The 21,008-nt window shown below is 68.8% G+C and carries 12 protein-coding genes; 9 read left to right on the forward strand and 3 right to left on the reverse strand.

Annotation, left to right across the window (positions count from 1 at the left end; translation table 11 throughout):
- Positions 1–115 precede the first annotated feature (115 nt).
- The 6 genes from ACFYZE_RS20930 to ACFYZE_RS20955 are packed head-to-tail and all read left to right on the forward strand — an operon-like array spanning position 116 to position 12,932.
- A complete protein-coding gene (locus ACFYZE_RS20930; protein WP_388995955.1) occupies positions 116–2,176 on the forward strand; it encodes a hypothetical protein in 2,061 nt (686 codons plus the stop codon).
- Entirely contained in the window at positions 2,173–3,165 is a 993-nt protein-coding gene (locus tag ACFYZE_RS20935; RefSeq protein ID WP_388995958.1) for a hypothetical protein, read from the forward strand. The genes ACFYZE_RS20930 and ACFYZE_RS20935 overlap by 4 nt, the downstream gene beginning before the upstream one ends.
- On the forward strand, positions 3,162–8,627 hold the full coding sequence (locus tag ACFYZE_RS20940) for a DEAD/DEAH box helicase (RefSeq protein ID WP_388995961.1): 5,466 nt from the start codon (positions 3,162–3,164) through the stop codon (positions 8,625–8,627). The genes ACFYZE_RS20935 and ACFYZE_RS20940 overlap by 4 nt, the downstream gene beginning before the upstream one ends.
- The gene (locus tag ACFYZE_RS20945; RefSeq protein ID WP_388995964.1) at positions 8,627–10,369 is read left to right on the forward strand and encodes a hypothetical protein; all 1,743 of its coding nucleotides are present in this window, start codon (positions 8,627–8,629) and stop codon (positions 10,367–10,369) included. Before ACFYZE_RS20940 ends, ACFYZE_RS20945 begins: the two co-directional genes overlap by 1 nt.
- The gene (locus ACFYZE_RS20950) at positions 10,366–11,175 is read left to right on the forward strand and encodes a hypothetical protein (RefSeq protein ID WP_388995967.1); all 810 of its coding nucleotides are present in this window, start codon (positions 10,366–10,368) and stop codon (positions 11,173–11,175) included. The genes ACFYZE_RS20945 and ACFYZE_RS20950 overlap by 4 nt, the downstream gene beginning before the upstream one ends.
- Positions 11,172–12,932 carry an Hsp70 family protein gene (locus ACFYZE_RS20955; protein WP_388995970.1) on the forward strand — a complete coding sequence of 587 codons (1,761 nt, stop codon included), beginning with the start codon at positions 11,172–11,174 and terminating at the stop codon, positions 12,930–12,932. Before ACFYZE_RS20950 ends, ACFYZE_RS20955 begins: the two co-directional genes overlap by 4 nt.
- Before the next feature lie 366 nt (positions 12,933–13,298).
- On the opposite strand, the gene ACFYZE_RS20960 is transcribed toward ACFYZE_RS20955, so the two are convergent.
- Both ACFYZE_RS20960 and ACFYZE_RS20965 read right to left on the reverse strand, forming a co-directional pair.
- Complete coding sequence (locus ACFYZE_RS20960; RefSeq protein WP_388995973.1) at positions 13,299–14,246, reverse strand: recombinase family protein; 948 nt, start codon at positions 14,244–14,246, stop codon at positions 13,299–13,301.
- 25 nt (positions 14,247–14,271) lie between these two features.
- The gene (locus ACFYZE_RS20965) at positions 14,272–14,550 is read right to left on the reverse strand and encodes a recombinase family protein (protein WP_388995975.1); all 279 of its coding nucleotides are present in this window, start codon (positions 14,548–14,550) and stop codon (positions 14,272–14,274) included.
- Positions 14,551–14,980: 430 nt separating this feature from the next.
- Between ACFYZE_RS20965 and ACFYZE_RS20970 the strand changes: the two genes are divergently transcribed.
- Positions 14,981–15,985: an aldo/keto reductase family protein gene (locus ACFYZE_RS20970; protein WP_388995978.1), complete on the forward strand. Its 1,005-nt coding sequence runs from the start codon at positions 14,981–14,983 to the stop codon at positions 15,983–15,985.
- Positions 15,986–16,174: 189 nt separating this feature from the next.
- Positions 16,175–16,459 carry a fumarylacetoacetate hydrolase family protein gene (locus ACFYZE_RS20975; protein WP_388995981.1) on the forward strand — a complete coding sequence of 95 codons (285 nt, stop codon included), beginning with the start codon at positions 16,175–16,177 and terminating at the stop codon, positions 16,457–16,459.
- Between the two features lie 426 nt (positions 16,460–16,885).
- On the opposite strand, the gene ACFYZE_RS20980 is transcribed toward ACFYZE_RS20975, so the two are convergent.
- The gene (locus tag ACFYZE_RS20980) at positions 16,886–17,029 is read right to left on the reverse strand and encodes a hypothetical protein (RefSeq protein WP_388995984.1); all 144 of its coding nucleotides are present in this window, start codon (positions 17,027–17,029) and stop codon (positions 16,886–16,888) included.
- Positions 17,030–17,358: 329 nt separating this feature from the next.
- Between ACFYZE_RS20980 and ACFYZE_RS20985 the strand changes: the two genes are divergently transcribed.
- Positions 17,359–20,970, forward strand: a complete 3,612-nt coding sequence (locus ACFYZE_RS20985) for a discoidin domain-containing protein (protein ID WP_388995987.1) — start codon at positions 17,359–17,361, stop codon at positions 20,968–20,970.
- The last annotated feature ends 38 nt before the right edge of the window (positions 20,971–21,008 follow it).

Here is a 21,008-nt window from a genome sequence, read left to right on the forward strand (position 1 = left end):
GGAAGGCGTTCGGGAGTGACCCGTTGACAGTGGCGGGTCTAGGGTGACGCGGAAGACCGTTCCATGCCGGGGAATTCGACGAATAGGGCATCGGAACATCTCTTGTGGGGACAGAGTGGATCATTCTTATCAGGCGTGGCAAGAAGTGCTGGCCGAAGAGTTCTTCGGACGGCAGCACGCCGGCCATCCGACGCTGTTCTACGTGGACGACGACGTGGAGCAGGAGCTCAGGCACGGATACGGCATGGAGGAGCCCCTCGCCCGGTGTGTGGGCAGGTTCCTGCGGCTGGGGACCGCGGAACCGTACAGCGCGCTGGAGGACTACCGCTGGCGCAGGCGGCAACAGGACAAGGACGGCGTGCCCGCCTTCCTGCCGCTGCTGGCCTGCTCGGTGATGGCCGCCTCCCGGATGGTGAACGACCGGAACCACCGGGCCACCGCCTACCACGCCCGCTTCTCCGAGCTGCTGACCGGCGACGAGAAGCAACTGGGCAGCCACCACTACGAGCCCGTCTCCCGCATGTGGCAGGTGCTGGCCTCCTGGCAGCACAGCCAGAAGGGAGCGCGGGGCCTCTGCACCATTCCCGCCCCCGCCGACCTGCCCTCCAACCGCAGCATGATCGGGTTCGCCCAGTCCCAGGCACTCCTCAGCGGCGCGGACCGGTCCTTCATGCCGAAGTTCTTCCGGTCGTTGCGGGAGTACGGCACGACCTGGCCGCTGCCGGGGGAGACGCTGCTGGCCCAGATCGAGATCCGGGGCATGGAACAGCACTTCTCCAAGGGCTTCCGCAACGCTCTGCAGGAGGAGGAGTTCCGCCCCTTCCTCGCCAGGCTGATCGGCAACTACGCCGCGTCCTGGGATGGTTCGGACGAGCTGGTGCCCACCGGTGTCACCCGGGCCGAACTCCTGGTGCGGCTCGACGCGGGGCGGCTCAGCTGGGTGGCGCGCCTGCGGTCCGCGGAGCAGAGAAAGCACATCGAGCTCAAGGGCGGCGTCGTCCTCGAACAGCTCGGCGACACCGCCTATTACGAGGTGACGGGCCTGCCCGCCCCGAGCGCGGACACCCTCGCCAGGGGCATCCGCCGCGACGGCGACAACCTGGTGCTCAGCCGACCCTCCTCCTCCGTCCTGGTGCTCGCACGGGACGACGTGCTCGGCGTCTGGGCCGGCACCGACGGCTTCCGCCCAGGAGAGGCACACGTGGTGCTCGCCGCCCCGACCGCGCAGCGGGACGTGCAGCGGCTGCTGGACAAGGCCGCGACCACGGGCCGGAGCGCCGACACCAGCAAGCTGGCCTGGGTGCCGCAGGGCTGGTCCATGCACAAGCCCGTCACGTTCGACGACGCGGTCACCCTGCGCCGGGCGCTGAAGGAGGTCCAGGGCGCGGTCGGCCTCCTGCAGCCCCCGGCCCAGTTCAAGCTCCGCCTCGAGGGTGGACTGAAGCTTGCGCCCTCGCTCGATTCCCACTTGTATCTGCGCGGAGGTGAGCCCCACGTGGTCCTCCCGGACGCCACGGAGGGCACGGGCACCCTCCTCGTCGACGGAAAGGAGCGGCCCGAGCTCAGGAAGGCGATCGCCGCGGGCCGCCCCGTCCCCCTGGCGGTGCTCCGGCTGGTGCCGGGCCGCCACACGGTGAGCTATGCAGACGTGGAGATCCACTTCGCCACCGCGGAGCAAGCCGTCGTCGAGCCGAAGATGACCAGGGTCTGCGGCTTCACCGTCCTGGATGGCAAGGCGTCGGAGTCACCCTCCCTCCTCGGCGAGCAGGACCTGCCGACCGGCATCACCGGCGCCGACTGCACGAGCGCCACCCCTCGGGACGCGGCAGCCGTCATCGAGCTGTGCCGTCGGGACGCGGACGAGGTGCTGTTCGCGGCGGCCGACGGACGGCTGTGGACGTTGGAGGTGCCGGAGCAACCGGACTGGTGGACGGAGCGTCTCCCCGACACCCCCGCCCCGCTCCGCTTCGAGGCCGAGTTCCAAGGCATCGGCGGCTGGCTCCTGGAACGCCGTAGCGGACGCTGGAAGGGCCGCCCGGTGAACCCCGGAACGCCGAAGCCGAGGAGTGCCGGCAACCCGCGGGCGTGGGCCCGCGCCGTCCTCGGCGCCCACCAGGCGTCCGTCGAGCCCCCGTGGGCCGAGTACGTGCAGGCCGCGAAGGAGCTGGACCGATGACGGGACCGATGAGCAGCACCGAGTTCGGTGGGATCCTCCTGCGCTGGCTGAGCGAGAGCCGCAGCGGCAAGGCGTCCGCACTGCGTGACGGGGTCCGCAGCCAGGCCCAGGCATGGGGCCTGGAGCTGAAGGAGTACGCCGACTGGGACTGGATGCGCAAGGCCGCCGCCCTCGGCTTCATCGACGTGGACCTGCGCGCCGACCGCTGGTCGGTGGCCCCACCGGTGCTGACCCGGCTGCCCCACGCCGACGGCCTCGCGTTGCTGACCGGCGCGCGCACCGCGCGGATCAGCACGCGCGTGGAGCAGGCGGCACAGGAGTGGATGGAGCTGATCACCGTCCCTCACCGGCCGGAGGCCCGGGAGGCGCCGCTGCCCGACACCCTCCTGTTCCAGTACGAGGACCTGCGGACCCTGGAGGAAGCCGCGGAGTTCCTCGGGGCCCGTTACGTGCCCTGCGCCGCCCTGCAGTTGATGGAACTGCTTCCCCAGGCGGCGCCGGGCCCCGAGTCCGCACCGCCCGGGGGGAGCACCGTCAACACGCTGGAGAAGTACGAGCTGCGCCTCCAGCGGTTCGTCCCCGTGGAGAGGGACGACGAGGACGGCCTGTACCGGTGGCGCGGAGCCGATTACGCACGCCTGACCCGCGTCCGCCGCAACGGCGTTTTCCATGCGGTGGAACGCGAGGCGGGTGTCTACCTCGAGCTCGCCCGCCACCGCACCAGCGTGATGCGCTGGCGGCCGGAATCCGGGAAGGGCCGTGCCGGCATCGGTCGACTCTTCGTCGACCATTACGCGCCCCTGCCCGCCTTGCACGAGCGCGCGGCCGTCCTGTGCAGCGGCTTCCCGCCCGCAGTGGGCAAGCAGACGCAGACCCGCGCGTACGACAACGTGCCGAGGGCGTTTGCCGAGGCGATCGCGGCCTCGCTGCAGCAGAACCTGGAGATCACGTCGCAACCAGTGGCGGCCACCGGCGGGAGGACCAAGTGAGCGTCGAACAGCGGACAGCGGCGGTGACGAACACCGATGTCCAGGACGTGATGGGTACTTTCGGCGACCTGCGCAGCGCCCTCTTCCGCTACTACGACACCCCGTTCGGCGTCGATGATCGTTCCGTCATGGAGGAACGGCGCAATCTCCTGGACCGGGACAACGGGGCCTGGCGTGACCCGCTGATCGAGCTGCGTCCGCAGTACGCCTCCCGGGGCGTCAGTATCGCGGACTCCTTCGCCGAAGCAGGGGCGCACCCCGACGCGGCCGAGTTCGCCCGGTTCACGCTTCCCGACGGCGTGACCAGCCTCTACCAGCATCAGCACGACGCCCTGGTCGCCGCCTGCGTGGGCAAGGACTTCGTGGTCACCGCAGGCACCGGTTCCGGAAAAACGGAGTCCTTCCTGCTGCCGGTCCTCGCCGACCTGGTCGCCGAGTCCGCCCACTGGCAGGGCACCCGTGCGGTGCAGCGGGAATGGTGGCAGGGAGACGGGGACCACGTGCCCAGCCGACAGAACGAGCACGGGCATCCCGCCGCCATGCGGGTGCTGATTCTGTATCCCACCAACGCCCTCGCCGATGACCAGCTGGTCCGGCTCCGGAAGTCGCTGGACAGTCGCGAGGCCCACGCATGGCTGGACCGGAAGCGCAACGGACACCGCTTCTACTTCGGCCGCTACACGGGAGCCACCCCCGTGTCCGGCAGCCGCGATTCCGGGCCGGCCAACTTCCGTCTCCGGCAGTACCTGCGGGAGGTCCAGGAACGGCAGCGCAAGGCCGACGCGAAGCTCGACGAGGAACTGCGGCCCTTCATCCCGCGCCTTGGCGGAGCGGAGATGCACGTCCGCTGGGACATGCAGGCCGCGCCGCCGGACATCATGGTCACCAACTACTCGATGCTGAACATCATGCTGCTCCGGAAGCAGGAGGAGCACATCTTCCGCGCCACGAGGAAGTGGCTGGAGGAGACCCCGGACGCCCGCTTCACCCTGATCCTCGACGAGCTCCACATGTACCGCGGCACGGCCGGCACCGAGGTGGCCTACCTGTTGCGCAACCTCCGCCACCGTCTCGGCCTCGACAAGTGCCCCGAGAAGCTGCGTGTGCTCGCCGCCTCCGCCTCCCTGGAGGCCGGCCGGGACGACGAGTTCCTCGACGGGTTCTTCGCCCTGCCCGGCTCCCGGCGCGTGATCATTCTCGGAAAGGCGAAGGAGATCCACGGAGCGGGCGACCTGGCCGCACACGCCGAACGCCTCGCGAAGGCCGCGAAAGCCCCCGTCACCCAGGACGAAGCCATCGCCTTGGCCCGGGAGACCGGCCTCGGCCCGGCGCTCCAGCGCGCACTCACTCCAGGCGGCAAGCCTCGTGCTCTGCCCGCCCCCGAACTGGCGAAGAACCTCTTCCCGGACGTCGCCGAGGAACAGCGCCAGGACGCTCTCCACGGGGTGCTGCGCATACTCGGCTCCGCACAGGACCCCGAACTTCCCCAGCTCCGCGCCCACTTCTTCTTCCGGAACATCGAGGGCATCTGGGCCTGCTCCGACCCGAACTGCCCCGACATCCCCGTGGAGCACGGCCTCGAACGCCGGGTCGGCCGGCTCTTCGCCGAGCCCACCTCCCGCTGCACCTGCGGCGCCCGCGTGCTGGAGCTTCTGTCCTGCCAGGCCTGCGGCGACCTCATGCTCGGCGGATACGCGAGCCCCAAGGACACCCAGCGGCGCAAGTTCACCGGTGCCCTCCACACCGACTTCCCGGATCTTGACCTCCTCCCCGACGAGGCCAGTGGCGCACCTACGGCGGCGAACTACGTCGTGTACTGGCCGCGCACCAAGGGCCTCGGCCTCGACGACCCCGGCTGGCACGCGGGCCTGTCCGACGGCGGGCCGCAGGTCGAGTTCGAGTTCCGCCGCAGCGCCTACCAGCCCGCCACCGGCCGCCTGGAGAACCGGGACGTCCAGCACACCGGATGGTCGTTCCACATCTCCGTGCCCCTGGACAAGGAGGCCAAGAAGCCGGCCTACGACCCTGCCCGGCTGCAGGCCTTCCCCACCCGCTGCCCCGCCTGCGGCGACGACTGGGAGATCAAGTACGACAGGGACGGCCGTTTCATCCCGCTGGAGTCTCCCGACCGGCTGCGCAACGCGCCGGTCCGGCGGATGCGCACCGGTTTCTACAAGATCAACCAGGTGTTGGTGACCGAAGCCCTCGGCCACCTTCCCGACGGCCGGCGCAAGGCGATCGCCTTCTCCGACAGCCGTGACGACGCCTCCGAGCTCGCCAGCGGCCTTGCCCTGCGCCACTACCAGGACCTTCTCCGCCTGCTCAGCGCCGAGGCCGTCGGGAGCCAGGGGGATCCGTTCGGAGACCTTCAGCTGGTGAAGGCCCACTACGCCGGGGAAGCCGTCGACCGTGCCGGTGCCCGTTCCGCCATGGAACGACTGCGGGACCGCAACCCGGCGGACTGGGGGCGCCTGAAGGCGATCCTTGCCGACGACCTCGACGCGGAACCGGAACTCCTGCCCGACCTGGAGCGCAAGTTCTCCGAACTGCCCTCCCTGGACGGCCTCGCCTCCGACCTCGAAGGCATGCTGCTGAAGTACGGCACCAACCCCGCCGGTCCCGCGGCCTCGCTCCAGCAGACTTCGGCCGCACAGCCCTGGACCGCGCTCTACAACTGGGAGCGGGACCGCGAAGCGGTGGTGGAGACCCAGGCACAGGAGGAACTGCTCAACCGCATCCGCTCCCGCCTCCGCCTCGAGACCATCGGCAGCCTCTTCTCCGGCGGCGGCCGTGACTTCGAATCGCTCGGACTCGGCTGGCTCTGCCTGCGCGACGACCGCTCGCCTCTGGAGAGCGGCCCGGACGGCGATCAGGCCGTGGCACGTGCCAGTCTGCGGATTCTCGGCCTGATGCGGCGCTTCACCCGGATACGTGCCTCCCTGCAGAGGCCGCCTGCGCCTCTGAAGCGTTTCTGGAAGCAGATCGCCGAACGCCAGGGCACCGATGCGCAGACGATCCAGGACCGGGTGCTCGGCGTCTGGAAGGACGCCGTCGTCGACTACGTCATCAAGCCGGAGAAGGTGGCGCTCCGCCCCGGCGAGAACAAGACCTGGACGTGCCGCTCCTGCCACCGGCCGCACCTTCACCCGGGCGCGGGGCTGTGCACCAAGTGCCTGACCCCGCTGCCCGCCGTGCCCCAGCAGTACAGCGGAGTCCTCGAAGACGACTACTACGCGTGGAAGGCCGCCCACCGCACCGGTGACTTCCCCCTGCGCACCGCGGAACTGACCGGCCAGACGGATCGGCTGGAGGCCCAGCGGCGGCAGAGCCTCTTCCAGGACGTCTTCCTCGGCGACAACGACGTCCCGCAGGCGGACGGCCTGGAACTGCTCTCCGTGACCACGACCATGGAGGCCGGTGTGGACATCGGCCCCCTCAATACCGTGATCATGGCCAACATGCCGCCCACCCGCTTCAACTACCAGCAACGGGTGGGGCGCGCGGGTCGACGCAACAGCCCGGTCGCCGTGGCCCTCACCGTCTGCCGCGGCCGCAGTCACGACGAGCACTACTTCGCCCGCCCGGAAGCCATCACCAACGACCCGACTCCGCCGCCCTACCTGGTCCTCGGCATGGTCTCCGTCTTCCGGCGGGTCCTGCTGGGAGAGGTCCTACGCCAGGCCTTCGAGCCCCAGCAGCCGGAGGACCGCCGAAAGGGGCCGGACATGACGACCAACGTCCACGGACAGTTCGGGCTCGCCGCCGACTGGCCGATGCATCGCGGTGCCGTCCACCGCTGGATCGTCGAGCACCCGGACCGCATCAAAGCCGCTGTCGCCGCCCTCCAGGCCGGAACACCGGAGTGCATCGCCGCCATCGATCCGGTGGCCGCCATCGACGAACTCCTCGGCCAGGTCGACGAGGTGGCAGCCCGGACGGTCGGCCACCCCGAACTCAGCCAGCGTCTGGCAGAGGCGGGTCTCCTGCCCATGTTCGGCTTCCCTACCCGCTCCCGCCTCCTCTACCGGAGCATCCCGCACAAGACCTTCCCCTGGCCGCCGGCCGACTCCGTCAACCGCGACCTGGCCGTCGCCCTCAGCAAGTTCGCACCGGGCAGCGAAACCCCGCAGGACGGCCGTCTGCTCCGCTCCATGGGAGTGGTCTCCCTCGTCCCGAGCGGTCGCGGAGTACAAGCCGCCGAGGACCCGTTCGGCCCCGAACAGTTGGTCGCCATGTGCCGGATCTGCTCCCACGTGGACCCGCAGGCCGTCGTCGACCCGGAAACCGGGAGCGCCGGCACCTGCCCCGCCTGCGGCGCGGAGAGCAAGTACTACAGGGCCGTCCCCTTCCGTGAGCCCGCAGGCTTTCGGGCCGCCCGCGAAGCACGGGACTACGACGGCTACCGGGAGCTCGGCTCCAACGCCACCAGCGCACGGACCGCCACCGACCTGGACAAGACCGCCCCGCGCATCCACCGTGCCGCCGACGACTGGATGGTCGTCCACACCGGCAGCGGCGACCGCTACATCGTCAACACCAACGCCGGAAAGCTCTTCCGGTTCGTCAAGAACACCGGCTCGTGGGGCGGATACGTCGCACTGGACCACCCCAAGGCGGAAGCCGACCTGGAGATCGCCCTCGGCGCTACCCAGCACACCGACATGCTCTTCATCGGGGCCAAGGGCGCCCTCGACACGAGCCGGGGTCTTCGCTTCGACATCTCGAAATCCCAGCAGATCGACGGCTTCCCCGAGGCCTACCACGGCCGGCGCGCCGCCTGGTACTCGCTGGCCGCCCTGCTGCGCCGTGCCGCCGCCCCGCACCTGGACGTGCAGCCGGAGGAACTCCTCAGCGGCATCCACGGCTCGGACGCGCCGGTGGCCGCTCCCGTCATGGCCTACCTTGCCGACAGCCTCGACAACGGCGCAGGCTTCAGCACCTACCTCGGTTCGGAGGAACACATCGAGGAGTTCCTCCAGGCGGTCGACCGCTACCTGTACGACCTGGAGGCCGACCATCATGCGCAGAACTGCCGCAGCTCCTGCTACGCCTGCCTGCGCGACTACTCCAACATGCGCCTCCACCCGCTGTACGACTGGCGGCTCGCCCGCGACCTGACCGACGCCCTGCGCGGCCGGAAACTGCAGGTCGATCCGAACGAGCACGCCATCCTGCTGAAAGGTTGGGCAAACGAGGAGCCCACCGTCAGCCTCAAGGAGACCGCCGCCGGGCCGGTGGCGCTCTTCACCTCGGACTTCACCGGCGAGCCCGTCGCGGTCGCCGTGAAGCATCCCTTGGAGTCCGCCACCCACGAGTGCGGAAACGAACGTCTGCGGGCCCTGCGTAACGAGGTCCGTGCCGGTGGCCTGGCCACCAGGATCGCCTTCGCCGACTCCTACAGCCTGGACCGGACCCCTGCAGCGGTGATCGAGCAGGTGCACATCTTCGCGGAGGAGCTCTGATGACGGCAGGAATCCCGCCGGGAGCGGGCCAGGACGAGCAGGTCCGCCTGGAGGAGCTGCGGCAGCGCGAGATCACCCGCCGCCTCGCCCTCCGCCAGGCCCGCGCCGAGGGCCGGACCGTTGGGAAAGCTCCGCAGGGTGCGGAAGCCGCCGACAGCCCTGCTCCGGCCGTTCCGCCGCAGAAGCAGCCGGAGCCGGAACCGGTCACGCCGCAGCCGGTCCCCGAAGGATTCGCTGACCAGCATGCCTGGGAGCGCGCCCGCTCCTTCGCCGAACTCGTGCTGCCCGACGCGCTGAAGACGGAGACCGGAACGCTCTGCGCGCAGAAGCTGGCCCGGGCCGCGGCCGATGCAGCGTCCCGGCAGGACGACCCGGTCAAGGGCGTCTCCCTGCTCGTCATGGCACAGGACCACGGGCTGGACGTCTTCAACGGCGGGCTCAATGACCGCGCCCGCGCCCTGCTGGAGGACAAGCCGCTGCCGCTCCTGGGGGAGCCGGGCAGCATGTGGCAGATCTACCAGGACGACCGTCGCCTGATGGAGACCAACCTGCCGGCCCCTCGGCAGAGGGCGCTCCTGGCGGAGCTGCCCCGGCCGCTTCTCGACGACTACATCGACGAGGAGTGGATCGGCGCGGTCCCCGAGCACGACGGCACCTCCCGTGCCGCCTACTTCCGCGCCCGCCTGGACCCTGCGTCCCTTACCGACGAGGAGATGGACCTGTTGGCCTGGCCCCTGGAACGGGAGCGCCGGGAGGCCGGCCCGGGAACGGAACCCGGCCGTGACTGGCCGCAGGACTGGCGCCTGCTGGTGAGGCTGCAGGCCAACGACGCCAAGGCCATCGCAGAGGAGTGGACCGACCTCCTTCCGCCGACACAGAAGCTCCTTGACGCCCTGCTCGAGGTGCGGCGGACCGGAGAGGTCCCGGACGACCTCGTCGCCGACGAGCGGCTGTGGGTTCTCCTGGAGCGGATCCACCCCAGCGTGCGCAGCGCGACCAACAAGAAGTTCAACGGCTGGATCGGCGTGCGGACCCTGATCAGGGCCGTGCGGCAGAGGCACCGTGCCCTCCTCCGCGGGGACGACGAGACGGCGGAGCAGCGGAGGAAGGCGGCTCTCACCATGGCCGCAAGGCTCCGGCACCACTCGCAGCCGGTGCGCTGGGAAGCCCAGAACATCCAGGCCTACCTGCGCGCCGGCCAGGAGATGACGGAGTCCCTCAAACTCCTGGAGCAGGACGCCGAAGGCCGTCCCCCGGTGCGGGACCAGCTCGGCGGAGGCGCCATGGCCATGTTGCGGAGGAATCACAGTTTCCTGGAGGGCCGGGCCGGTGGAGAACGGGACCAGCCGCTCAACCCCTATCTGGTGCTCGGAGTGCCGGACGAGGCGGACGACTGGAAGAAGGCCTGGCGGGTCCTGAGGAAGGAACTCGACGACGGCGGTCGTGTCCGGATCAACCGCTCCAAGGACATGATCGAGAAGGCCGAGCGGGAGCAGCAGGAAGTACCCTGGTTCGCCGTCCCGCTCGCCCCGCACCGCTGGAAGGACCCCACCGGCACGAGCCACCGGCTGGAACTCCCGCCCGAGCCTCTGCAGAGGCTCACCGAGCCGCCCACGGACAGCGACCGCGAGTGGTCCCGCACCGAGGCGGCCCGAGAAATAATCACCAGGGCGACAGAACGCCTTTCCGCGGCTGCTGAAGACCTAGCAGCCCTTGAAAACTCAGAGAGCAGCACATCGTGAGCAACGGAGCCGATAAAGGCGACAGCGGTTCTGGCCGCCGTGATGACGTTCAGCGGAAGTCGGAACATGAATCGACGGACGGGAGCGTACGAAGCCTCGGCGAGGCCAGGGCCGCGGAGAAGAGGCCCTGGAGGCACGCCGACAGCGGCATCCCGGAGTTCACTGCGGGGACTTTGGACGCGGCCGCAATCCTGAAGTCGGTCAACGAGACGCTTCTGCCCGTGGTGGAGCAGGAGTTGGAGGAGGCGACGGAGAAACTGGGCGCAGCTCTGGCCGACAAGGAGACCGAGGCCGATCTGATCTCGGCCTTGCGGGCCGAGCTGATGCGCCGAGTGCTTCCCCAGTTCACCGAAGCGGTACGCAAGGGGGTGCTGGAAAGCATCCGCACGCGCCAGATGCACTTGGCCCAGCTGGCCGTCTTGCATCGGCAGGCGCTGGAGGCGAAGAAGCTGACAGCAGTGGTGACCCGCATCAGCCACGAGGCGGCGAAGGCCGGACTGCAGATCATTGACGACGCCGGCGATCGATCACTCTTCAACGTTGTGGAGGAACATCCCGGTGTGATGGAGCAAGGTCCGGTCGCCTTCGAATTCGTCGTGCCGGCCTACGTCGACAAGGAGTCTGGGAAGCTCGTCGAACGCGGCTGGCTGCGGGCCGTTGCCGGGCAGGAAACACCTGCGCCGGGGACTGCCGATCCCAGTACCGCGACAGGCGTGGAGGACCCGGCTCCAGCGCTGACCTACAGGCAGACGTTGCGTGCTGCGGTGAGCGGGCGACTTGGCATGACGCAAAGGGGAAAGCGATGACTTTCGGTATCGACTTCGGCACCAGCAACTCCGTGGTGGCCCACTGGAACGGGCACACCACCGAAGTGCTGCCGGTCGACGGCGACAACGTGCCCGCCCAGTGGCAGATGTCGGAGTTCGAGCAGCTCTTCCCCTCCGTGCTGTCCGTCCGCGACCTCCAGCGCACCCTCTGCTTCGGCTGGGAGGCGAAGACCGGCACCAGCGAACCGCTCGACGCCGTGAAGCGCATGCTCGGCACCCGCTCCGGTGCCGAGAAGGACGGCGACGTCGACGGCCTCGAGGTCGCTGCCCAGCTCGAGGAACACCACGTCTGGGTGGGATCGGAGAAGTTCCACAGCACGGTCGCGGCCGCCGCCCTCTTCAGCCGGATGAAGGAAGGCGTCTCCGCTCAGCTGCTAGACCTCTCCGACGCGGTTGTCACCGTCCCCGCCAAAGCCACGGGCGGCGCCCGCTACCGTACCCGTGCCGCGGCCGCACTTGGCGGGGTGAGGGTCCGGGCCCTGCTCAACGAGCCCACCGCGGCTGCGATCTCGTACGTCCGAGATGTGCCGATCCCAGGTCGTTTCCTCGTCTTCGACTGGGGCGGCGGCACCATCGACGTCACGGTCCTCGAATACGACGACGGCCTCTTCGAGGAGCAGACCTCGCGCGGCATCACCGCTCTCGGAGGCCTGGAGTTCGACAACGCTCTGGCCCGGCTGATCCAGCAGAAGATCGGCCTGACTGGGGACCAGCTCACGAAGGCCGAACGGCGTCGGTGGCGCCGGTCGGTCGAACTGACGAAGATCGCCCTGTCATCCGTGCCGACGGACGGCGCGCTCTTCTTCGACCTCCCGGTCGGCCTCGCACCCTCGATCTCCAGGCGTGAGGTCAGGATCACCGCGGCCGAGTACACCGAGGCGATCACCCCGCTCATCACCCGCGCTCTGGAGCCGGTCCAGCAGGCCCTGGAAGACCTGGCCATCACCCCGGACGACATCGACTCCGTCCTGATGATCGGCGGCACCTCGCAGATCCCACAGGTGCGTCACGCCCTGGGTGAGCTCCTCGGCCACGACCGCATCGTCGACAGCGGCCTCTGCCGGCCCATGACCGCCGTCGCCCGAGGTGCAGCCATCTACGCGGCCTCCCTCGACGGTGAACTCGGTGACGACAGCGACTTCTCCCTGGTGACCAGCTACGACCTGGGCACGGCCGTGAGCGCGGGCGAACAGAAGGGCTTCCGCGCCATCATCCGACGCAACGCAACGCTGCCCGCGGAGGGTTCGGCCAACTTCTACCCGGACACGCCGGGCGCTTCCTCTGTGCGCGTGCCGGTGATCGAGGGCGAGGTCGGCTACCCGGCTGACAGCGACCGTGCCTTCCCCCTGGCCAACATCGAGGTGGATCTCCCGACCCGGGAACAGGACATCCGCCGGAACAAGATCGAGATCAAGTTCCGCTACAACGAGAGCGGCATCCTGCGCTTCACCGCCACCCACGCGGCCACCGGCAAGCAGCTAGCCGAGCGCGAGATCGATTCCTTCGGCCCCGACGGCACCCCTCTGCAGCACGGCCTCGACGACGAGCTGACCCGCCTCTTGGCCCACACGGTGCGCCCGTTCGCCGACGGCTCCTCCAACGTCCGACATCTCTCGGCAGCTGAATCAGCCAACGCCCGCCCCGCACCGATCGACATGTCTGTGCGGATGGTGGAGGCCGATCCGGCCGTAACGGTCAACGGCGAGCCGCAGGGCGTGGTGACGAGGGGACTTTGACCAGCCTCCAAGCTCTGGTGGCTAATTTGCGGGTGCGCAGGAGCGACTCACCCTGAGTGCGTCGTCGCAAGTTCCTACGGTGCGGTTGCTTGTTCACACAATTGGATCGCCGGCCCAGCGGCGAGTGCTGGATCCGTGCCGGCGGGCGTCCGGATACGAGGGCTTTGGCCCGTAACCCAGTGCGGCCCCAATCCGTCACAAGAACCTGGCGTGCCGCGCTCTGTACCGTGTCACCTATCGAACCGCTCGCTCAGGCCTGAGGGAACGACGCCGGCCGACCCGTGCGGGGCATAGGACTATTGCGGAATCGCGTTCAGTTCCGCAGATCAAGCAGCCCTTGCGCCACCACGACCATATCGTCAGCGGTCAACTCCCCCCTCGGACACTCCTTATAACGATACGCAAGCGAGGGCCTCGACCTAACCGTCGCGGTCCTTGTTGCGTGTTCGTAGCTGATAGTGATGCCCAGGACCTCGTAGAGCGGACCTTTCTTCTCGACGGCGGTGATCTGGATGCGCTCTGCAATATCTCCAATACTTTCAGTGATCTGCCGGATCTGTTGCGCGTCGAGTGGGGATTGCTTCTTCCGGGGGATGGCGGGGTGCGCGTCGAGCTTCTTCTGCGCCGCGTCCTTGTCCCGCTGGCCTCGTTGATCCACTGGGTGACGACCGCGGGGTCGGCTCCTGCGTCGAGGGCTGCCTGGTAGCGGGCGAGGCGCCGCTCGCAGTCCTTGATCGCCTGGCGTGCTTGGGCCTGCTCAGGTGTCTGGGGCTCTGCGGTGCTTGCTGCGACGCTGGCGTGGGTGAGCGCTTCGATGGTGGCGGAGAGCCGGTCGGGGGCGAAGGCCCGGGCGATCCACCGGTCCGGGGCCTGGCACACGGTGTCTTCGCGTAGGTAGACGGTGCGCGGGTGGGTGAGGTCGGGGTAGAGGGCGGCTTCTTCCTCTTTGAACTCGCAGCGGTAGTAGACGCGGCTGCCGATGGTGGCGGGCTGCATCTTGCGCCCGCAGAGGCTGCACCGGACCCGGCCGCGCAGAGCGTAGAGGCGCGCGCCCCGCTTGCCGACGCGCTCCTGCTGCCCCTGGTTGCGGGCGCGCTGTATGCGCACGGTGCGGGCGGCATCGAAGAGATCGGGGCTGATGATCGCTTCGTGGGCGGGTTCGTTGGAGTGGATCCACTCGTCGGGCGGGTTGTGGGTCATGTGGGTGCGGTGGCCGAGGGTGACGTCGTCGACGTCGAGGAGGCGTTCTTCCTTGCGTTGCTTGTTCCAGACCTCGTGGCCGGTGTAGCGGGGGTTGAGGAGGATGGCGCGCACGGCGCCCTGCTGCCATGCGGTCTTCTTACGGTGCGGATTGCGGGTGGCGTCGTGGGCGGAGGGGGCAGGGGATGCGTTCCCGGGTGAGCTGGGCGGCGATGGCGCTGTAGCTCATGCCGTCCACGTACAGACGGAAGATCCGCTGGACGACGGGCGCGGCGGCGGGGTCGGGCTCGAGCTTGTGGATGCGCTGGCCGGCGGCGGCCTTGGAGGGGTTGGGGTGGGGCCCGGCGTCGGCGATCCGGTAGCCGTAGGGTGGCCGCCCGCCGAGGTAGCGGCCCTGGAGCTGGGCCTGGGAGCTCATGGCCCGGCGGGGAAATGGCAGTCAAGGGCTGACGGAGTCGCGGAGGGGCAGGGAAACACGACTGCCGCGTTCTCCCGCGCCGGGACATGTCACTCACCGCCACCATGTGCGTGCGGTGCCAGGGCCTCGCCCACCGCCTCGCCGGAGGACAGTGGATCCACGTCGCCATCCGGGGTGTCTCGGCCTACCTCTGGCCAAGACACCCGGGTCGCCGGAGCACGAGGCCGGCCGGCGGCTGGGTAACCCTGTCCGGAGTACGTTCGGCAGCAGTAGGCAAGTGCTGTTGCCGGGGCCCCCGAAATGATCTGATGAAAGTCCCTGCCAAGCGTCGCTCCGGTAACCGCCCGGGTGCCGAGCCTGCGGCAGACGATGGTGCGCCTGCACCGGGCCGGGTCGACTGCCTCCCGCATGACAACAAAGGACTGCCCCTATGGAATACCGTCATCTTGGCCGCAGTGGTCTGGTCATCAGCGAGATCGCCTACGGGAACTGGCTGACCCATGGCTCGCAGGTGGAGGCGGAGGCGGCGACCGCGTGCGTGCGCGCGGCGCTGGACCTCGGCATCACCACCTTTGACACGGCCGATGTCTATGCGGCAACGCGTGCCGAGTCGGTGCTGGGCGATGCGCTGAAGGGCGAGCGCCGCGAGGGGCTGGAGATCTTCACCAAGGTGTACTGGCCGACCGGGCCGGGTCGCAACGATGGGGGGCTCTCCCGCAAGCACGTCATGGAGTCGATCGAAGGGTCGCTGCGACGCCTGCGGACCGACTACGTGGACCTGTACCAGGCGCACCGGTACGACGTGGCCACGCCTCTGGAGGAGACGATGGAGGCGTTCGCCGACATCGTCCACTCCGGCAAGGCTCACTACATCGGTGTTTCCGAGTGGCCCGCGGAGCAGATCCGGCGTGCTCACGCGCTGGCTCGGGAACTGCACATCCCTCTGGTGTCCAATCAGCCCCAGTACAACGCCTTGTGGCGGGTGATCGAGGGGGAGGTCGTGCCCACCTGCGAGGAACTGGGCATGGGTCAGGTGGTGTTTTCTCCGATCGCGCAGGGCGTGCTGACGGGCAAGTACGAGCCCGGTCGCCGGCCCCCGCAGGGCTCGCGGGCCACCGATGACAAGGGCGGGGCCGACATGATCGCGCGGTGGATGCGCGACGAGGTGCTGGAGGCCGTTCAGCGGCTCAAGCCGCTGGCCGCCGAGGCCGGGCTGTCGCTCGCGCAACTGGCCGTGGCCTGGGTGCTGCAGAACTCCAACGTCTCGGCCGCCATCATCGGTGCCTCGCGTCCGGAGCAGGTCGAGGAGAACGCCAAGGCGTCCGGTGTCGTGCTGGAGGCCGACCTCACGGCCCGCATCGAGGAGGTCCTGGAGCCGGTTGCGGTCACCGACCCCAAGCGGGTCCACGACAATGTGCCGCAGCGCCGCCCCTGAGGCGTCGACGCCATTGCGGTGATCGGCAGCCGCGACCTTTCGGGCCTCCAAGCCGGTCTCATGAAGCGTCACAACAGCACGCCCCCTGCCCCCTCACAGCCGAATGAGGTGGCCGGGGGAGCAGCACTCCACAACGGCGGCCCCTTTCGACGGACGGTCCGCTCCCTCCGCACATCCGAATCACACACAGTGGCTGGATCACATGATTCTGCGCTGCGGCTGGACACCCTCGTCAACGGTCGTACGGTCCAGGACGGCTCCACCGCCGACATGGTCTTCGGCGTGGGTGAACTGCTGGCCTTCGTCACCCGCTGGATCACCCTGCAGCCAGGTGACGTACTGCTCACGGGCAGCCCCGCGGGCGTGGGTCCGCTGGTCCCGGGGGACCGGGTGGAAGTCCAGATCGAAGGTGTGGGGACACTGTCCAATCCGGTGGTCGGCACGGAGCCGCTCGGCGCTCCGGGCACGACGTGAGCGTTTGACCCCGCCCCGGCGGCACCCGTGGTGCATTGTTCAGGTTGACTGAGCGCTGCGCGTCCGGCCGGTGGCACTGGACGAGCCCGGCGACGGTCGACCGAGGCCGCTGGTGCGGGCGTCCCGCCGGAGGTCGACGCCGCCGTCGGTGGAGTACTTGTCGATCTCGCCCGGTTCATCGCTGGAGAGGTCGGGATTCTCCGGCGCGGCGACGTTTTGCAGTGCCTGCTCAAGGCGGAGGCCGGGGCCGCGATGGTGCGCAGGCACTGCAGTGCGGGTGCCGATACGTCATCCGGCATGGGCGCGCGGCACGTTGGTACTCGTGGAGGGTACCGCCGAGTCGGTCTCGTCGGCGTACCTCCAGGTGTCTGATGTGCCGTGGTTCGTTGATCCGTTGGGGGAGTGGGCGGAGCGGCCCGACTTGCTTCAGGTCTCGGTTGGCCGGTGCTCGTTGCAGCGGGTCTCGAACTCGCGGAGCGCGTGGAGCAGGTGGCTCTGGTCACAGATCGTGGTGCGGTCGACGTGTTCGCGTGGGCAGGGCCGTATCCAGCGTTCCGTGATGGAGTTCATGCGCGGTGTCTGGATGCCGGTGGTGACGACTTTCAGTCCGGCGTCGGCAGGGCGTTGAAGCCGGCCGGACCGGTGCGCGTCATGGCGGGGGAACGCCCGGCGCGGTCGCAGTCCGGATCGTCACGAGGGCGGCAACTCCCCGCGCTGTCACATTCATTGACGAGTGCATGGCCACTCTGTAGCTTCCTTTCTGTCCAGACTGCAGTTTTTTCATTGAATCATAGGCATTTTTGCAAGATCGACACCGAGATTTTCGCGCAGTCGCCAGCTCGCCGAGTTCGTCACACCTCGCATCCGTACCCCACCTCTCCAAGGAGCCGAGGACGAGGATGAGAACCACCGGAAGATCCCCCGCGCTGCCCGCGTCAGGCCGGCAGCGAACCGCCGTCGTCGCGGTGCTCAGCATGCTGGCAGCACTGCTGGCAGTGCTGCAGGCCGTACCCGCCCACGCCGCCGGGACCAACCTGGCGGCGGGCAAGACCATGAGCGCCAGCAGCTACACCCAGACCTACACACCGGCCAACGCCAACGACGGCAACCAGTCCACCTACTGGGAGAGCGCCAACAACGCCTTCCCGCAGTGGCTCCAGGTCGACCTGGGCTCGACCACCAGCGTCAACCAGCTCGTGCTCCAGGTGCCGGTGAACAACTGGCCCACCCGCAGCCAGACGCTGTCGGTCCAGGGCAGCACCGACGGCAGCAACTTCACCACCATCGTGGCGTCCGCCTCGTACACGTTCGATCCGTCCACCAACAGCACGGTCACCATCAACTTCGCGGCGACCGGTACCCGTTACCTGCGGACGCTGGTCACGGCCAACACCGGATGGCCGGCGGCCCAGATCTCCGGGTTCCAGGTGTACGGGCCGAGCACCGCCGACACCACGCCCCCCACCGCGCCCGGCACCCTGAGCTACACCCAGCCGCAGGCCGGTCAGATCGCCCTGTCGTGGGGAGCGTCGACCGACAACGTCGGCGTCACCGCCTACGACGTCTACCGCAACGGCGCGCTGGCCGTCAGCGTCGGCGGCACCACCTTGACCTGGACCGACTCCCAGCCGGGCACGGCGACGGTGTCGTACTACGTCAAGGCGCGCGACGCCGCCGGCAACGTCTCGCCCGCCGGCAACACCGTCACCCGCACCGGCACCGGCGGCAGCGGCACCAACCTGGCGCTGCACAAGCCGATCACCGGTAGCCCGTACACGTACACCTACGCCCCGGCGAACGCGAACGACGGCGACCTCACCACGTACTTCGAGGGCTCCTCGTACCCGAGCCGGCTCACCGTGCAGCTCGGCGCGAACGCCGACGTCACCTCCGTCGTGGTGAAGCTGAACCCGGCCTCGGCCTGGTCCACCCGCACCCAGACCATCCAGGTGCTCGGCCGTGAGCAGAGCGCGACGGACTTCACCAGCATCTCGGCCGCGCAGACGTACACCTTCGACCCCGGTACCAACAACACCGTCACCATCCCGGTGAGCGCCACGGTCGCGGACGTCGAGCTGAGCATCACCAGCAACAGCGGAGCCCCCGGCGGCCAGGTCGGCGAGCTCCAGGTGATCGGCACTCCGTCCCCGAACCCCGACCTGACGGTCTCCGCGTCCTCGTGGTCCCCGTCCGCCCCGGTGGAGACCGACTCGGTCACCGCGTCCGCCACGGTCGCCAACGTGGGCACCGCGGCCTCTCCGGCCTCCAACGTCAACTTCTACCTGGGCAGCACCAAGGTCGGCACCGCCCCCGTCGGCGCGCTGGCGGCCGGCGCCTCCGCCAGGGTGTCCGCGGTGATCGGCGCGCAGACGGCCGGTTCGTACCAGCTCACCGCCAAGGTGGATGAGGCGAAGAGCTTCATCGAGCTGGGCTACGACAACAACGCCTACACCAACCCGGACAACCTCGTCGTCGCGCCGGTACAGAGCTCGGACCTGGTCGGAACCGTGGACTGGACCCCGAACAATCCCTCGGCGGGCAACAACGTCAAGTTCTCGGTGACGCTGAGGAACCAGGGCACGATCGCCTCGGGCAGCGGTTCCCACGGCGTCACGCTCACCCTGCTCGACGGCACCGGCAAGACGCTCACCACCCTCACCGGCTCCTACTCCGGCACGATTGCCGCCGGCGCCAGCGCTCCCTCCGTGAACCTGGGCAGTTGGACGGCCGTCAACGGCAAGTACACGGTGCACACCGTGGTCGCCGTCGACCCCAACGAGCTGTCGGTCAAGCAGGCCAACAACACCAGCGACACCTCGCTGTTCGTCGGCCGCGGCGCCAACATGCCCTATGACGTCTACCAGGGCGAGGACGGCCAGATCGGCGGCGGCGCCGCCGTGGTCGGCCCCAACCGCACCATCGGCGACCTGGCCGGTGAGGCGTCCGGGCGCAAGGCCGTCACCCTGAACACCACCGGCTCCTACGTCCAGTGGACCACCCGGGCCAGCACCAACACCCTGGTGACCCGCTTCTCCATCCCCGACGCCCCCGGCGGCGGTGGCGACACCGCCACCCTGAATCTCTATGTCGACGGCACCTTCCGGCAGACCATCACGCTGAACTCCAAGTTCGCCTGGCTGTACGGCGCGGAGACCGGACCGGGCAACAACCCCGGCGCCGGATCGCCGCGTCACATCTACGACGAGGCGCACGTGATGCTCGACCAGACCGTGCCCCAGGGCAGCGTCATCAAGCTGCAGAAGGACTCGTCCAACACCTCGCAGTACGCGATCGACTACATCAACACCGAGCAGGTCGCCCCGGTCGCCAACCCGGACCCGAACGCCTACCTCACCCCGGCTGGCTTCGGCCAGCAGGACGTGCAGAACGCGCTCGACACCGTTCGCCAGGACACCACGGGCAAGCTCGTCGGCGTCTACCTGCCCGCCGGGCAGTACCAGACCACCGGCAAGTTCAACGTCTACGGCAAAGCCGTCAAGGTGGTGGGCGCAGGACCCTGGTACACCCAGTTCAACTCGCCCACCACGTCGGAGAACTCGGACGTCGGCTGGTCGGTGCAGAGCAGCGCCAACGGCTCGACTTTCCAGGGCTTCGGCTGGTTCGGCAACTACACCTCCCGTATCGACGGGCCCGGCAAGGTCTTCGACCTGACCGACGTCTCCAACATCACCGTCGACGACGTCTGGATCGAGCACCAGGTGTGCGCCATCTGGGGCACCCACGTGAACGGGCTGAAGGCCACGAACATGCGGATCCGCGACACCTTCGCGGACGGCATCAACCTCACCAACGGCAGCCAGAACAACCTGGTGAGCAACGACGAGGCCCGATCGACCGGCGACGACAGCTTCGCGCTGTTCGCGGCCCAGGACCACAACTCCTCGGACCTTACCGGGAACACCTTCCAGAACCTGACCGCGCTGACCCCGTGGCGGGCGGCCGGTGTCGCCGTCTACGGCGGTGAGAACAACACCCTGCAGAACCTGTACGTGGCCGACACGCTGACCTATGCGGGCATCACCATCAGCTCGCTGAACTTCGGCTATCCCTTCCAGGGATTCGGCACCCAGCCGACCACCATCCAGAACGTCTCGCTGGTGCGCGACGGTGGTCACTTCTGGGGCGGCCAGGTGTTCCCCGCGATCTGGCTGTTCTCCGCGACCCAGCCGTTCCAGGGGATCCGGGTGAACGACACCGACATCGTCGACCCGACGTACGCCGGCATCATGTTCCAGACCGACTACGTGGGCGGCACGGCGCTCAATCCCGTCAAGGACACCGTCTTCACCAACACGTCCATCACCGGGGCACAGCAGAGCGGAGACGCCTACGACGCGAAGTCCGGCTATGGCATCTGGGCCAACCCGATGCCCGAATCGGGACAGGGACCGGCCGTGGGCTCGGCGACGTTCAACCACCTGACCCAGAGCAACAACCACATCGACGTCTACAACCCGACCACGACCTTCACCATCAACGTCAATCCCTGACGGCAACGCCCCCGGGGGCCGGCCCACAAGCGTGGGTC

Origin of the sequence: Streptomyces sp. NPDC001796, from assembly GCF_042892355.1 — a bacterium.
Lineage (GTDB): Bacteria > Actinomycetota > Actinomycetes > Streptomycetales > Streptomycetaceae > Streptomyces.